The organism is Cedecea neteri (assembly GCF_000758305.1).
GTDB lineage: Bacteria > Pseudomonadota > Gammaproteobacteria > Enterobacterales > Enterobacteriaceae > Cedecea > Cedecea neteri_C.
Map to the genome: position 1 here is coordinate 1,152,702 of NZ_CP009458.1, position 15,187 is coordinate 1,167,888.

15 protein-coding genes are annotated in these 15,187 nt (G+C 53.6%); 5 read left to right on the forward strand and 10 right to left on the reverse strand.

Annotated elements, in window-relative coordinates:
* The first annotated feature begins 70 nt into the window (after positions 1 to 70).
* Positions 71 to 1,273 (forward strand): sodium/glutamate symporter, encoded by a 1,203-nt coding sequence (gene gltS, locus LH23_RS05385; RefSeq protein WP_039289136.1) that lies wholly within the window; start codon positions 71 to 73, stop codon positions 1,271 to 1,273.
* Here the strand turns inward: gltS and recG are convergent.
* The 5 genes from recG to gmk are packed head-to-tail and all read right to left on the reverse strand — an operon-like array spanning position 1,270 to position 7,141.
* Positions 1,270 to 3,351 carry an ATP-dependent DNA helicase RecG gene (recG, locus tag LH23_RS05390; protein ID WP_039289137.1) on the reverse strand — a complete coding sequence of 694 codons (2,082 nt, stop codon included), beginning with the start codon at positions 3,349 to 3,351 and terminating at the stop codon, positions 1,270 to 1,272. The genes gltS and recG overlap by 4 nt on opposite strands.
* A 3-nt stretch (positions 3,352 to 3,354) precedes the next feature.
* Positions 3,355 to 4,044, reverse strand: coding sequence for a tRNA (guanosine(18)-2'-O)-methyltransferase TrmH (trmH, locus tag LH23_RS23915; RefSeq protein WP_039289138.1), 690 nt, complete (start codon positions 4,042 to 4,044; stop codon positions 3,355 to 3,357).
* Positions 4,045 to 4,048: 4 nt separating this feature from the next.
* Positions 4,049 to 6,169, reverse strand: coding sequence for a bifunctional GTP diphosphokinase/guanosine-3',5'-bis pyrophosphate 3'-pyrophosphohydrolase (gene spoT / locus LH23_RS05400; protein WP_039289139.1), 2,121 nt, complete (start codon positions 6,167 to 6,169; stop codon positions 4,049 to 4,051).
* Between the two features lie 18 nt (positions 6,170 to 6,187).
* Entirely contained in the window at positions 6,188 to 6,463 is a 276-nt protein-coding gene (gene rpoZ, locus LH23_RS05405; protein ID WP_008457417.1) for a DNA-directed RNA polymerase subunit omega, read from the reverse strand.
* 54 nt (positions 6,464 to 6,517) lie between these two features.
* Positions 6,518 to 7,141, reverse strand: coding sequence for a guanylate kinase (gmk, locus tag LH23_RS05410; protein ID WP_039289140.1), 624 nt, complete (start codon positions 7,139 to 7,141; stop codon positions 6,518 to 6,520).
* Between the two features lie 257 nt (positions 7,142 to 7,398).
* Here gmk and ligB point away from each other — a divergent pair, with 257 nt between their 5' ends.
* The gene (gene ligB, locus LH23_RS05415; protein ID WP_039296401.1) at positions 7,399 to 9,090 is read left to right on the forward strand and encodes an NAD-dependent DNA ligase LigB; all 1,692 of its coding nucleotides are present in this window, start codon (positions 7,399 to 7,401) and stop codon (positions 9,088 to 9,090) included.
* On the opposite strand, the gene LH23_RS05420 is transcribed toward ligB, so the two are convergent.
* A complete protein-coding gene (locus tag LH23_RS05420) occupies positions 9,084 to 9,701 on the reverse strand; it encodes a trimeric intracellular cation channel family protein (RefSeq protein WP_039289141.1) in 618 nt (205 codons plus the stop codon). The genes ligB and LH23_RS05420 overlap by 7 nt on opposite strands.
* Before the next feature lie 186 nt (positions 9,702 to 9,887).
* On the opposite strand from LH23_RS05420, the gene LH23_RS05425 reads away from it, so the two are divergent.
* Positions 9,888 to 10,277: a hypothetical protein gene (locus LH23_RS05425; RefSeq protein ID WP_039289142.1), complete on the forward strand. Its 390-nt coding sequence runs from the start codon at positions 9,888 to 9,890 to the stop codon at positions 10,275 to 10,277.
* Positions 10,278 to 10,322: 45 nt separating this feature from the next.
* On the opposite strand, the gene LH23_RS05430 is transcribed toward LH23_RS05425, so the two are convergent.
* Entirely contained in the window at positions 10,323 to 11,186 is an 864-nt protein-coding gene (locus tag LH23_RS05430) for a YicC/YloC family endoribonuclease (RefSeq protein ID WP_039289143.1), read from the reverse strand.
* 124 nt (positions 11,187 to 11,310) lie between these two features.
* Between LH23_RS05430 and rph the strand changes: the two genes are divergently transcribed.
* A complete protein-coding gene (rph, locus tag LH23_RS05435; RefSeq protein WP_008457427.1) occupies positions 11,311 to 12,027 on the forward strand; it encodes a ribonuclease PH in 717 nt (238 codons plus the stop codon).
* Between the two features lie 65 nt (positions 12,028 to 12,092).
* Positions 12,093 to 12,734: an orotate phosphoribosyltransferase gene (gene pyrE, locus LH23_RS05440; RefSeq protein ID WP_008457428.1), complete on the forward strand. Its 642-nt coding sequence runs from the start codon at positions 12,093 to 12,095 to the stop codon at positions 12,732 to 12,734.
* 37 nt (positions 12,735 to 12,771) lie between these two features.
* On the opposite strand, the gene slmA is transcribed toward pyrE, so the two are convergent.
* The 3 genes from slmA to coaBC form a co-directional block, all read right to left on the reverse strand.
* Positions 12,772 to 13,368 (reverse strand): nucleoid occlusion factor SlmA, encoded by a 597-nt coding sequence (gene slmA, locus LH23_RS05445; RefSeq protein WP_039289144.1) that lies wholly within the window; start codon positions 13,366 to 13,368, stop codon positions 12,772 to 12,774.
* A gap of 120 nt (positions 13,369 to 13,488) precedes the next feature.
* On the reverse strand, positions 13,489 to 13,947 hold the full coding sequence (gene dut, locus LH23_RS05450) for a dUTP diphosphatase (protein WP_034808728.1): 459 nt from the start codon (positions 13,945 to 13,947) through the stop codon (positions 13,489 to 13,491).
* Positions 13,925 to 15,136 (reverse strand): bifunctional phosphopantothenoylcysteine decarboxylase/phosphopantothenate--cysteine ligase CoaBC, encoded by a 1,212-nt coding sequence (gene coaBC, locus LH23_RS05455; protein WP_156108083.1) that lies wholly within the window; start codon positions 15,134 to 15,136, stop codon positions 13,925 to 13,927. The genes dut and coaBC overlap by 23 nt, the downstream gene beginning before the upstream one ends.
* Between the last annotated feature and the right edge of the window lie 51 nt (positions 15,137 to 15,187).

The window sequence follows — 15,187 nt, forward strand, 5'->3', positions numbered from 1 at the left end:
CATGAAGGAAATAACAGCGAAGGATAATTAAGCGCGCGACCGATCGATGCGCAATAAAAGGAGCACTGCAATGTTTCATCTTGATACCCTTTCTACTCTGGTGGCCGCCACGTTAGTCCTGCTTCTTGGGCGTAAAATGGTCCACTCAGTCCCTATTCTCAAAAAATACACTATTCCTGAACCCGTAGCTGGTGGGCTACTGGTGGCGATCGCCCTGCTTGTCCTGAAAAAAAGCATGGGCTGGGAAATAGAGTTTGATATGAGCCTCAAAGATCCTTTGATGCTCGCTTTCTTCGCCACCATCGGCCTGAATGCCAATATCGCCAGTTTGCGCAAGGGCGGGAAAGTCGTGGGGATTTTCCTGTTTATCGTCGTTGGGCTGCTGATCATGCAGAATGCCATTGGCATCGGTATGGCCAGCATGTTGGGGCTCGATCCGCTGATGGGGCTGCTGGCAGGTTCGATAACGTTGTCCGGTGGGCACGGTACAGGTGCCGCCTGGGGCAAACTCTTTACCGAGCGATATGGTTTCCAGAATGCGACGGAAGTTGCTATGGCCTGTGCGACCTTTGGCCTGGTGCTGGGCGGTTTAATTGGTGGCCCGGTTGCTCGCTACCTGGTTAAACATTCGTCTACACCGAATGGTGCGCCTGAAGACAACGAGATTCCAGGCGCGTTTGAAAAGCCTGATGTCGGGCGAGTCATTACCTCTTTGGTGCTGATTGAAACCATCGCATTGATTGCTATCTGCCTGACGGCCGGGCGCGTTGTGGCGGGATTATTACAGGGCACAGCGTTTGAGCTGCCGACATTTGTCTGCGTGCTGTTTATTGGTGTGATTCTTAGTAATTTACTTGCGGCCGTGGGCTTCTATCGGGTCTTCGAACGGGCGGTTTCCGTATTGGGCAACGTTTGCCTGTCGCTGTTCCTGGCGATGGCGTTAATGAGCCTTAAACTTTGGGAACTGGCCTCTCTGGCGTTACCGATGCTGGCTATTCTGGCCGTACAAACGCTGTTTATGGCGCTGTACGCCATTTTTGTCACCTGGCGTTTGATGGGCAAAAACTATGATGCAGCGGTTCTGGCCGCCGGTCACTGTGGGTTTGGCATGGGCGCCACACCGACGGCGATTGCTAATATGCAGGCAATTACCGAGCGATTTGGCCCGTCCCATATGGCATTTTTGGTGGTGCCGATGGTGGGGGCGTTCTTTATCGACATCGTGAATGCGGTGGTGATCAAGCTGTTCCTGATGCTGCCGCTGTTTGCTTAAGCGTTGGAGTAACGTTCGGTTTCCGGCATCCAGCGTTCGATCAGCGCCTTAGCCTGTTCAGGATAGCGTTCGTGAATATGGCGCGCCAGGCGCTGAACCTGCGGGATCATCCCCTGGTCCCGCAGCAGGTCGGCCACCTTGAATTCTGCGTTACCCGTCTGGCGAGTCCCTAGCAGTTCGCCAGGCCCGCGGATCTCCAAGTCTTTTTGCGCAATCACAAAACCATCGTTGCTGTCTCTTAGCACCTGCAGGCGAAGCTGTGCCGTTTTGGATAGCGGGGATTTATACAGCAGCACGCAGTGAGAGGCTACTGCGCCACGGCCAACACGGCCGCGCAGCTGGTGGAGTTGCGCAAGCCCTAAACGTTCAGGGTTTTCGATGATCATCAGGCTGGCGTTCGGTACATCCACGCCGACTTCGATCACCGTGGTGGCGACCAGAAGATGCAGTTCACCCTGCTTGAAGGCCTGCATCACCGCCTGTTTTTCCTGCGGCTTCATTCGCCCGTGTACCAGGCCAACGTTAAGCTCCGGCAGGGCGGTTTTTAGCTCTTCCCAGGTCACTTCTGCAGCCTGGGCTTCCAGCAATTCAGACTCTTCAATCAGCGTACAAACCCAATATGCCTGGCGTTTTTCGTCGCGACAGGCGTTGCGTACCCGCTCGATTATCTCGCTGCGGCGGGTGTCCGCTATTGCTACGGTAGTGACTGGTGTTCGTCCCGGTGGTAGTTCATCGATGACGGATGTGTCGAGGTCGGCATAGGCGGTCATCGCCAGCGTGCGCGGAATCGGCGTTGCGGTCATGATCAGCTGATGTGGGTGGAAGCCCTGAATCTGGCCTTTTTCCCACAGCGCCAGGCGTTGGTGCACGCCAAAACGGTGCTGCTCATCAATGATGACCAACGCCAGCCCGGCAAACTGAACCTGCTCCTGGAAAATAGCGTGAGTGCCAACCACCATCGAAACCTGGCCGCTGGCGATGGCTTCCTGTTGCGCAATTCGGGCTTTGCCTTTTTGCTTCCCGGCCAGCCAGCCTACCTCGATTCCTAATGGTTCAAACCACTGACGGAAGTTATTCGCGTGCTGTTCCGCAAGCAACTCGGTGGGGGCCATCAGGCCAACCTGCTTGCCGTGTGCGATGGCACGAAGGGCTGCCAGTGCGGCAACCAGTGTTTTACCGGAGCCTACATCGCCCTGCACCAGACGCATCATGGGCACGTCCAGCGCCATATCACGCTCTATTTCTGCAACCACCCGTTCCTGAGCCCCGGTAGGCTTAAAGGGAAGGGCAGCAAGAAACTGGTTTTTTAGCTCGTCGTGATTCACCAGCGGCAGAGCATGGTAGCGTTGTGCCCCGGCTCGTAGCGCCAGCATACTCAGATTATGGGCCAGCAGTTCTTCAAGGATCAGTCTTTGCTGCGCGGGATGTTTGCCGGTTTCCAGATCGGCCAGTTTCATGTCCGGCGGCGGTCTGTGCAAGGTGCGTAATGCTTCCGGCAGGCTCATCATGCCCTGGCTCAGTTCTGCGGGCAGAAGTTCGGTAATCGCGCAGGTATCCAGCAGCTCAAGCGCCTGATCGGTCAACTTACGCAGCGTGGCCTGGCGGATGCCCTCGGTCGTCGGGTAAACCGGCGTGAGCGTTTCCTGCAGGTCCGGCGTGCTAAGATCGCCCTGAATGCGGTATTCAGGGTGGAACATCTCGGCACCGTATTTGCCTCGTTTGGCTTCACCGTAGGCGAGCACGCGCTTGCCGGCGGAAAGGCTGTTTTTCATTGCGGCGTTGAAATTGAAGAAACGCATCGTGAGGATGCCGGAGCCGTCGCTAATCTGGCAGGTCATCATCCGGCGGCCGCCGAAGGTGATATTGCTGTTCAGCACTTCGCCTTCCACCGTGGCGTACAGGCCTGGTTGAAGGTCGTTAATGGCGTAAAGATGGGTTCGGTCTTCGTAGCGAAGTGGCAGGTGCAGCAGCAAATCCTGGATTGTGTGCAGGCCGATTTTGGCCAGCTTGCCGCTCTGGCTGGCGCCCACTCCGGCAAGCGTGCTTAGCGGTATGGCATCCAGCAGGCGGCCTTTCATGACTTATTTCGCCGACTGCATCGTGGCCCACCATGCGGCATCAGCTTCTATCTCGCCCTGCTGATTCACATGTGGGTACGGTAAGCCTTTCCTGCGGGAAACGTTCGCCAGCACAGGATAGCCACCTTCAAATAACAGCCTCTGTTGCTCAGCTTCCGGTAACGTACTGTTTTCACGCTGATACATGCCTGCGTTTTGGCGCTGGCGCTGAGCTTCGTACAGAATTAGCGCTGAGGCGACGGACACGTTCAGGGACTGCACCATACCGATCATAGGAATGATAATGTCCTGGTCGGCAAGCGCGAGCGCCTCTTCGGTAATGCCGGTTTTTTCCTGCCCCATCAAAATGCAGGTAGGGCGCGTGTAGTCTATCTCACGGAAGTCGACGGCTTTATCTGAAAGATGAGTGGCCAGAATTTGCATGCCGTTGCTTTTGAGCTGCCGGACGGCTTCGCCGATAGTTTTATGCGTTTTAACTTCAACCCAGGAATTACTTCCTGCGGCGGAAGACGCCATCGTGCGCATACGGCTTCCCGGCCAAACGGCGTGCACTTCATGCACGCCCACGGCATCGGCGGTACGGATAATAGCGGAGACGTTATGGGGCTTGTGCACCTGCTCCATACAAACGGTCAGGTCCGGCTGGCGTCTGGCGAGCATCTCGCAAATACGCGCATAACGTTGAGGATTCATAACTCTAGTTTCTGTTGCGGGTCACTTTAATCACATCCGGCATCACGCGGATCTTGCGCATGATGTTCGCCAGATGGACGCGATCCCGGGCTGTCAGGCGAATGAAGGCGCTGTATACGCGGCCGTCTTTCTCTTCGGTATTCAGGCTCTGGATGTTAGAGCCCGCAGTGTTGATTGCTGCGGTCAGGTTCGCCAGTGCACCCTGGTGGTTAAACATGTCCACCTTGATCTCGGTGATAAATTCCTGCTCGGTCTCTTTATCCCATTCCACGGCCATAAACTTCTCGGGCTCTTTCTGGTAGCCACGAATGTTTCGGCAAGACTCATGGTGGATAACCAACCCTTTACCCGGGCTGACGTGAGCGACGATAGGATCTCCCGGAATCGGGCGGCAGCACTTGGCGAAGGTAATCAGAACGCCGTCTGCACCTTTGATTGGCAAGTTGCTGTGATTGGCTGCAGGCGCTGTGCCTGGCTGAGCAGCAACTGGCGATTCCCCCTGCAGATTTTTCGCCACGACGACGCTCATTGCGTTCCCGAGGCCAATTTCGGCCAGCAGGTCGTCAAGCGATGCAAGCTTCATGCGGTCCAACTCACGCTGGAGATTTTCGGCCGGAATTTCAGCCAGTTTACGGCTGCCACCGAGCGCATGATTGAGCAGGCGACGCCCTAAGCTAACGGAGTCATCACGCTTCAGGTTTTTCAGCATTTGGCGAATTTTGGCGCGTGCTTTGGAGCTGACGACAAAATTGAGCCATGCGGCGTTAGGACGCGCCCCCGGTGCGGTAATGATTTCGATAGTCTGCCCGCTGGTCAGCGACTGTGAAAGCGGATAAGGCTGGCGATCGACGCGTGCGCCCACGCAGGCGTGACCGATATCGGTATGTACCGCATAGGCGAAGTCCACCGGCGTTGCGCCTGCGGGCAGCTCTACAATGCGGCCTTCCGGGGTGAAAACGTAAATCTCATCCGGGAACAGATCGGATTTTACGCTCTCGATAAATTCAAACGAACTACCGGCACTTTGCTGCAGCTCCAGCAGGCTCTGCATCCAGCGTTGAGCGCGGATTTGTGCCGTCGTGCTGCTTTCGCCTTGCTCTTTATAAGCCCAGTGTGCAGCAACCCCCATTTCCGCCATCTGATCCATATCTTCAGTACGGATTTGCACTTCAACCGGAACGCCGTGCGGCCCAATCATTGAGGTGTGCAGAGACTGATAGCCGTTCGCTTTCGGGATAGCGATGTAGTCTTTCACCCGCCCTGGACGAGGTTTATAGAGGCTGTGCATCTGCCCGAGAACGCGGTAGCAGGTATCCATGTCGTGGACAATGACGCGGAACGCGTAGATATCCATGATTGAATGGAAACGCTGCTCTTTGAGCGTCATCTTGCAGTAAATGGAGTAAAGGTGCTTTTCGCGACCGCTCACGCGACAGGCAATGCCTGCTTCCTGAAGACGTCCGTCGATTTCAGAGAGGATTTTTTGAATCATCTCTTTGCGGTTACCTCGCGCCGCTTTTACCACTTCTTTAATGACGCGGTAGCGGTTCGGATAAAGCGCTTCAAAGCCAAGCTCTTCCAGTTCGGTTTTCAGGTGGTGAATACCGAGGCGGTGCGCGAGTGGGCTATAAATTTCGAGGGTTTCACGGGCAATACGGCGGCGTTTATCCGGGCGCAATGACCCAAGCGTGCGCATATTGTGCGTGCGGTCGGCAAGCTTGATCAAAATGACGCGGATATCCTGCACCATCGCCATGATCATTTTGCGGAAGTTTTCGGCCTGAGCCTCTTTCTTATCGCGGAACTTCAGTTTATCTAGCTTAGAAACCCCTTCCACCAGTTCGGCAACGCTTTTGCCAAACAGCTGTTCCATATCCTGGTAGGTGGCCGGGGTGTCTTCGATCACGTCATGCAGAAGCGCTGCCATTAGCGTTTCATGGTCGAGTTTCATCTCGGCCAGGATACAGGCAACGGCGACGGGATGGGTGATATAGGGTTCACCGCTTGAACGTGTTTGTCCCTCGTGAGCATCACGTGCGACAAGGTATGCCTGCCGGAGGCGCTTGATTTGCTCCTCTGGCAGATAGTTTTGAATCAGCTGATTCAGGCTTTCAAACAGATACAAGGGCTACCCGCAGGCTAATTAACGACGACCTTCAGCAATAGCAGTCACGGCCTGCAGTTCTGCGGCTTCCTGCTCTTGCTGTTCCTGGCGCTCACGAACATCGAGAATCTGGTTGGTGATCAACCCTTCTTCGATTTCACGCAGTGCGATAACGGTCGTTTTATCGTTTTCTTCCGGTACCAGCGGATCTTTGCCGCCAACCTGCATCTGACGAGCGCGACGCGCGGCCACAAGTACCAGGTCAAAACGGTTACCAATTTTCTCTACAGCGTCCTGAACGGTTACGCGTGCCATAATTAAAATGCTCCACAGGTGAAGAAATGACTGGGCATGATACTGAAACTGGTGTCAGTCTGCCAATAGTTTGCTGATTAAAGCGTCATGTCGCATCTTTTGGCGACCCATTCGTAGACGCTCGGCACGAATGATTATCTTTAAATCAGACAGGGCAGTGTCGAAGTCATCATTAACGATAAGGTAATCATACTCCGCATAGTGACTCATTTCTGCAACGGCTTGCGCCATGCGTTTTGCAATCACTTCTTCGCTATCCTGACCACGACCACGCAGGCGGCGGTCCAGCTCGTCTTTTGACGGCGGCAGAATAAAGATACTGCGGGATTGCGGCATTTTCTGACGAATTTGCTCTGCACCCTGCCAGTCGATATCCAAAAACACATCTACGCCGGTCGCCAGCACATTTTCGATCGCCTGGCGGGATGTACCGTAGTAGTTACCAAATACTTCCGCGTGCTCAAGGAAAGCGTCTTCCGCGATCATTTGCTGGAATTCGCCTTTGCTGACAAAGAAGTAATGTTCCCCGTGATTTTCACCTGGGCGTACACCACGAGTGGTGTGCGAGATGGAAACCTGGGTGTCATACAGCGGTTGTGTCTTTAACAAAGCCTGGATGAGGCTGGATTTACCCGCGCCACTTGGAGCGGAAACAATATAAAGCGTGCCTTGAGCCATGAGTTCTAACTTAATCGGTATGCATAAAGGGAAGAGCGTCTACCGGCATATTATACACGCCGTTGCCTCAGTACGTAGGTTTTGTCATTGCCAGGTACGTTTTTTCTCGTGTTTTACGTGATGTTTTCCACCTTTTTGTCATTCTCTATGCAACGAGATAAGTTTTTAGGGACGTATCTCGTACGTAGGATCTTTCATGCTCGTGATTGACGCGGGACAGGGTTATACCTCCACCGAGAAAGGAAATGGAGGGTGGTATGAAAGGGGGCGTGTTAGCAGTTTTTGTCATTTTACTGGGGATTTCATCTACGGTAACGGCATCGTGTCCAGCATGGTCTGATGTCAGAACACAGAAGGAGATTGAACGCCTTACGCACCAGCTATCTCTTTGGGATGACGCCTATTACCAGCAGGGTAAGAGTTTGGTGAGCGATGCCGTTTACGATGACTTAAGGGAGACACTGTCAGTCTGGCGGCGCTGCATTAAACAGGGACAAGAGGCAGAATCTGCAAGGATGGGAACAGCAGGAAACTCGTCCCATCCCGTTGCGCATACAGGGCTGAAAAAGTTACCGGATAAACGCGCAGTCGAGCTATGGGCTGCAGGCCGACAGAACTTATGGGTACAGCCCAAAGTAGATGGGGTGGCTATTACATTGGTCTATCAGCAAGGGCGGCTGGTGAAAATGCTAAGCCGTGGAAATGGTGTTAAAGGAGAGGACTGGACATACAAAGCTGCCGGTATTAATGCCATACCCCTTCATCTTGCCGGACCTCTTGCGAACAGCGTATTGCAAGGCGAGCTTTTCCTGAAACGGGAGGGCCATATTCAAAGCCAGGCCGGAGGCGTGAATGCGAGATCTAAAGTTGCCGGGGAAATGCTTCGCACCGGCAAGGTTAGCGATTCAAACGCGCTGGGCATTTTTATCTGGGCCTGGCCTGATGGCCCTGAAAGCCTTGTTGAAAAAGGCAATATATTACGTGACGCAGGATTTTCTCTGACCGCTCTATGGTCCCGGCCTGTAGCAAACATTGATGAAATTGCCCGTTTGCGAGAGGGGTGGTTTCGCCAGCCACTTCCCTTTGTCACGGATGGCATTGTGATTCGTCAGGAACGTGAACCTGAGGCTAAATTCTGGCAGCCGGGGCAGGGGGAGTGGGCCATCGCGTGGAAATATCCTCCTGCTGAGCAAATCGCGGTGGTTCGTAGCGTTGATTTTGCCGTGGGACGAACGGGTAAGGTGTCCGTCGTGCTTGAATTGGAAGAGGTTCAGCTCGACGATAAACGTGTTCGACGGGTGAATATCGGTTCACTAAAACGCTGGCAGGAATGGGATGTTGTGGCCGGTGATAAAGTAAAAATAAGTCTGGCGGGACAGGGAATACCTCGAATGGACGAAGTCGTCTGGCGCGTCAGCCAGCGAGACACATCCATACCGGAAATGGTGGCTTTTACACCGGTGACTTGCCTTTATGCTTCGTCTGAATGCGCAGAACAATTTATTGCCCGTCTGACGGGGATGAGCCAAAAGCGAGTTCTGGATTTGGCCGGCGTGAGTCAAAGCACCTGGCGGCATCTACACATGACGTCACGCTTTCAGCACATTTTTTCATGGCTGGAACTGAACAGAATGACGTTGTCTGGTTTACCGGGAATTTCAGTGAAAAAAGCCGAGCTGTTATGGCATCAGTTTTCTCTGTCCCGAAAACAGCCGTTTATTCGCTGGGTATTAGCCTTAGGGATGCCACTGCCGCGAAGTGCGCATGCCGTTCTTAAAGACAAACACTGGCAACAGCTTGGCGGCTGGGATCAGTCCCGATGGCAAACTTTACCCGGAGTGGGGGCTAAGCGGGCCAGGCAGTTAGTCGATTTTATGAAGCATCCACAGGTAGTCGCCCTTGCCGCCTTCCTTGGCCAGCATAACATCCCGGGTTTTGGTCATCAGTGATCGGCGTGCTTGTAATGAAATACGGGTAGCCCAAGCCGCAGACGCAGCGCCAGTAGCCGAGTGCTAAAGCCGAATAATAAGGTTGCTATCACCACGACGTCATGGCTACTGACGTAGTGCTGCAGCGCGATATACAGCACGGCTGAAGCAAAGGCGATACCGGCGTACAGTTCTTTCTGGAACACGAGGGGAATTCGTTTGCAGAACATATCCCTCAGTACCCCACCAAAGACGCCGGTAACAACGGCGGCAATGGTCGCAATGATTGGTCCTTCGCCCATATCCAGAGCAACCTGCGCACCGATAATAGAAAAGACAACAAGACCCAGCGCATCCAGTACCAAAAAGAGTTTGCGCAGGTGTGGCATTACGGGAGCCATGATGGTTGTGAGTACTGCCGCAACGGCAACAATCACTACGTATTCAGGGTGTTTCACCCAGCCGAGGGGATAGTGGCCCAGTAGAATATCGCGAACAGAACCACCGCCCAGCGCCGTGGCAGTGGCGATAATAATGACGCCAAACGTATCCATGCGACGGCGCCCGGCGGCCAGTGCCCCGGTCATGGCTTCCGCCGTAATACCAATCAAATAAAGAATGTGTAGCAGCATGTTAGTCCCCTCAGAATACCGGCAGAGGGTAACGTTTTGTGCACCACGTCACGATTGAGATTTTCTAAGTTGACTGATTATGGATTAGTTTAATTTATCCGAAATATAAAATTTATCCTTTGTATTTGGGTTTTGTCAGGTTCTTTTTGAATTAAATGGATTAGTAGAATTATTTAAGGAGGCGCAATGAAGATATCGGCGATGTTAAAAGCGCTAGCAAATGGCGTCAATCCAGAAACTGGAGAGGTGCTTGGCGCTGAATCAACGGCCAATAAGCCGGAAGCGATAAGAATGCTGTTTGCCCTGGCGGAGGAGCTGTTGGTGAGCCCGGAAAAACCGAAAAAATCCAGGCTAACACCTGAGGAGAGGCAGCAGCGTAACCTTGCCGAAGGGCGTCCGGCTAAGTCTCACTTTCCCTGGGCCGAAGAAGAGAAACAGATCCTCGCAGAGCGCTTTGAGCAAACTGGCACTATCGAAACCCTGGGGGATGAGTTTGAACGTTCTCCGAGAGCGGTAGCTATTCAGCTTGAAAAGATGGGGCTTATTACTGCGGAACAACTGTTGGCGTACACCTAGTACACATCAAAAGAAAAAGCCTGCTGAACGCAGGCTTATGTCACGCTATTCGATGTTCTGAATCTGTTCGCGCATCTGCTCGATCAGGACTTTCAGCTCGATAGCTGAATTGGTCACGTCGGCATTGATAGACTTGGAGGCCAGCGTATTCGACTCGCGGTTAAACTCCTGCATCATAAAGTCGAGGCGACGGCCAACGGCTTCTTTCTTTTTCAGGATGTTGTAGGTCTCTTTGACGTGGGCTTCCAGGCGGTCCAGCTCTTCCGCGACGTCAATGCGCTGTGCCATCAGCACCAATTCTTGTTCAAGGCGGTTGTTCTCAAGCTGAACTTCGGCCTCTTCCAGCTTGTTAACCAGGCGCTCGCGCTGCCATTTCACCACTTCTGGCATTTGAGCTCGGACTTTAACCACTTCGGCGCTGACGCCTTCCAGACGTTGTTCAATCAGCCCTTTCAGGGCCTGGCCTTCGGTCTCTCGGGCAACAATAAAGTCGTCCAGGGCGCCATCAAGAGCGGAAAGGATTTCAGCGGTAATCGCATCAAGATCCTGCTCCTGAGCTGCCATCACGCCTGGCCAGCGAAGAATATCAACCGGATTGATTTCGCCTTCATCGCTTTGCATTTTGACCCAGTTAGCGGCCTCAACCAGCTGCTTAGCCAGCTTTTCATTAAGGATCAGCGAGCCTTGTGCACGAGCGTCAGGCTCAAAGCGCAGGTTGCACTCAATTTTGCCGCGGGTGAGACGGTTGCGAATGCGTTCGCGAGCGACGGGTTCAAGACTGCGGAACTGTTCCGGCATGCGGATATACGTTTCGAGATAGCGCTGGTTTACCGAGCGTAATTCCCAGGAGGCGGAGCCCCATTCACCTTTTACTTCACGCCGGGCGTAGGCGGTCATACTGCGGATCATAGTACGTACCCGTTTTCAGCTAATGTATGGGGGGATTATAGCCATCAGGGGTCTTGCAGGATAGGAATAAGCGCCTGAAGTCCGTATAATGCGCAGCCACATTCGTTTTAGCCGGAGAAAGCCCATGCGTCCATCAGGTCGTAGCGCCGAACAAGTGCGCCCAGTTACCCTGACCCGTCATTACACTAAACACGCTGAAGGCTCCGTGCTTGTCGAGTTCGGTGATACCAAAGTGCTGTGCACCGCGACCCTTGAAGAAGGCGTGCCTCGCTTCCTGAAAGGCCAGGGGCAGGGCTGGATCACTGCTGAATACGGCATGCTGCCGCGTGCAACCCATAGCCGCAATGCCCGTGAAGCGGCAAAAGGAAAACAGGGTGGCCGTACTCTCGAGATTCAACGTCTCATCGCCCGTTCATTACGCGCGGCGGTGGACCTAAAAGCATTAGGTGAATTTACGATCACCCTGGATTGCGATGTTCTGCAGGCTGATGGCGGTACCCGCACCGCTTCTATCACCGGTGCCTGCGTAGCACTGGCCGATGCGTTAAACGGCCTGGTCGCTTCTGGCAAGCTGAAAACTAACCCAATGAAAGGGATGGTGGCGGCGGTTTCCGTTGGTATCGTCAACGGTGAAGCTCTCTGCGACCTGGAATATGTCGAAGACTCGGCAGCCGAAACCGACATGAATGTTGTCATGATGGAAGACGGGCGCATGATTGAGGTGCAGGGCACTGCGGAAGGCGAGCCGTTCTCCCACGAAGAGCTATTGGCGCTGCTGGCGCTGGCTCGAGGGGGAATTGATTCCATCATCGCGTCGCAGAAGGCGGCGTTAGAAAATTAATTTTTTAAAAGCGACTGAGAAGTCGCTTTTTTTATGTCCGTGTCACAATGCTAAGGAGCAAATCCATGAAACCGTATCAGCGCCAGTTTATTGAGTTTGCGCTTAACAAACAGGTACTCAAGTTTGGCGAATTCACGCTGAAATCCGGGCGCACCAGCCCCTATTTCTTCAACGCCGGGCTGTTTAATACCGGGCGCGATCTGGCGTTATTAGGGCGTTTCTATGCCGCTGCTCTGATGGACTCCGGCATCGATTTTGATCTGCTTTTTGGTCCGGCCTATAAAGGCATTCCTATTGCGACAACGACAGCAGTAGCGCTGGCTGAGCACCACGAGCGCGATGTGCCTTACTGCTTTAACCGCAAAGAAGCGAAAGATCATGGCGAAGGCGGTAATTTGGTGGGCAGTGCGCTTCAGGGCCGCGTCATGCTGGTGGACGATGTGATAACTGCCGGGACCGCTATTCGTGAGTCAATGGAGATCATTGCCGCTAACGGTGCTAGCCTTGCCGGGGTGCTTATTTCTCTCGACCGCCAGGAGCGTGGCCGTGCGGATATTTCCGCCATTCAGGAAGTTGAGCGTGACTATCAGTGCAAAGTCATTTCGATCATTACACTCAAAGACCTGATTTCTTATCTGGAAGAGAAGCCAGAAATGGCGGACAAGCTGGCGGCAGTACGTAAATATCGCGAAGAGTTCGGTGTCTAAGTCGGGATATAAATAAGGGCCTTCCGGCCCTTATTTACTAGTAAAGCTGAGCGGCAATCAGCGGCCAGCGGGTATCAAAATCATCCGTAGGCAGATAGCGGAAATCACTTCTCACAAATCGTGAGAGCATTCCTTCACAGAAAGCCAGTAGCTGGCTCGCCAGCAAGGCTTCATCGGTACTAAACCCTTCGCCTTCGCGCATTTTCTTTTCACGCATAACCTGACGCAGCTGAACCTCAATGCGTTCAAAAAGCTGGTTGATGCGATCCTGCAGGCGATCCTGCTCAAACATCAGCGCGTGCCCGGTGAGGATACGCGTCAGGCCTGGGTTCCGTTCACCAAAACCCAACACCAAAAGTACGATCAACCGCAGACGGGCCAGCGTGTCTTTTTCATCTTTCAGAATCAGGTTAATGCGGGTAATCAGGCTATCTTCGATAAACTCAATCAGGCTATCGAACATTTTCATTTTGCTGGGAAAATGCCGATAAAGTGCGGCTTCGGACACGCCAACGGTTGCCGCTAGTTTAGCGGTCGTAATGCGTTGGCTGCCGTCGCTGGATTCGAGCATTTGGGCCAGAGACTGAAGTATTTCCTCGCGACGATTCCTTTTCGCGGTCTGTTTTTCTGCCATGTTCTAAAATACCCCTGAAAAATACCTTGTCAGGTAAGCACCGAACCGCGCCCGCAAACGCCTGGTTTGCGGTCTGTTTTAACGTTATCTGCGCGGTAGGGTTACGTTGATAAAACGGTATTACTGGCGGCCTGAATGACCAAATCCGCCTTCGCCACGGTCGCTGGCGTCAAAATCTTCAACCAGGTTAAATTCTGCCTGCACAACGGGTACAAAGACCATCTGCGCAATGCGTTCACCAGGCTGAATGGTGAAGCTGTCCTGGCCGCGGTTCCAGACAGAAACCATCAACTGGCCTTGATAATCGGAGTCAATCAGCCCCACCAGGTTACCCAGCACAACACCGTGTTTGTGGCCCAGGCCGGAACGAGGCAGGATGACCGCTGCCAGAGAGGCGTCAGCAATGTGAATAGCCAGGCCGGTTGGCAGCAGCGTTGTTGCACCAGGTGCAAGTTCTACGGCGTCATCCAGGCAAGCGCGCAGGTCAAGACCGGCAGAGCCGGAGGTGGCGTAAGTTGGTAATGGGAATTGCTGACCAACTCGCGGGTCCAGAATTTTAACGTCGATTTTTTTCATCATAGCGGGTAACGATCTCGTCCAGTAAAAGGTGGCCAAGGAGTGCTTTACGCTCAAGCGGTAAGACTTTGTCTCCCTCCTGCCAGAAAAGGTGCAATGCGTTATTGTCGCTATTAAACCCTTGATTATTCTGAGATACGTCATTGGCGCAGATCAGATCCAGGTTTTTAGCGGCACGCTTTTTCCGGGCGTATTCTTCCACATTATTTGTTTCGGCGGCAAACCCTACAACATAGGGACGCCCTTCTGAAAGTGCCGCAACACCCGCAACAACATCCGGGTTTTTGACCATTTTTAGCGTAATTTCATCGCCTTGCTTTTTAATTTTCTCGTCAGCAACCACGGCTGCTCGATAGTCGGCAACGGCGGCACAGCCAATGAATATATGCTGCCCGGCGACGCGTTGTTGGACCGCCTCATTCATTTCCAGCGCCGTAGTGATGTCAATGCGGTTGACCCACGCCGGAGTAGGCAGATTTACCGGGCCTGAAATCAGGGTTACGTTTGCCCCGCGCGCTGCCGCTGCCGCAGCGATAGCAAACCCCATTTTTCCAGAGCTGTCGTTCGTAATATATCTGACGGGATCAAGGCGTTCACGCGTTGGGCCGGCGGTAATCATGACGTTCAGATGTTGCAGATCTTTGACTACGGAGAAATGTTCAACGGCCATATCAACCAGCGTTAGCGGATCCAGCATGCGACCAGGCCCAATATCGCCGCAGGCCTGGCTCCCGCTATCCGGGCCCCAAATCAGGAGACCACGAGCGCTTAGGACATCCAGATTATGTTGAGTGGCAGCCGCGCGGAACATTTGTTGGTTCATTGCCGGAACAACGGCAACTGGGGCGGCTGTTGCCAGGCAGATGGTGCTGACCAGGTCGTTTGCCATGCCTGCAGCCACGCGCGCGATAAGGTCTGCTGTCGCAGGGGCGAGTATCACTAAGTCTGCCCATTTGCCGAGTTCGATGTGGCCCATGGCGGCTTCTGCTGCGGGGTCTAGCAAACTGTCGGACACCGGATAACCGGACACTGCTTGCAAACTTAGTGGCGTGATGAAGGCCTTCGCCGCCTCGGTCATTACCACTCGTACATCCGCTCCGCGATCGCGCAGACGACGAACCAGCTCAGGTGTTTTATAGGCAGCAATACCACCGCTCACACCAAGAACAATTTTCTTGCCGGAAAGTCCCATCATGATTTTTATCCGTTGGAAGTCACAGTCGAATGGCCATTTTATCACAAT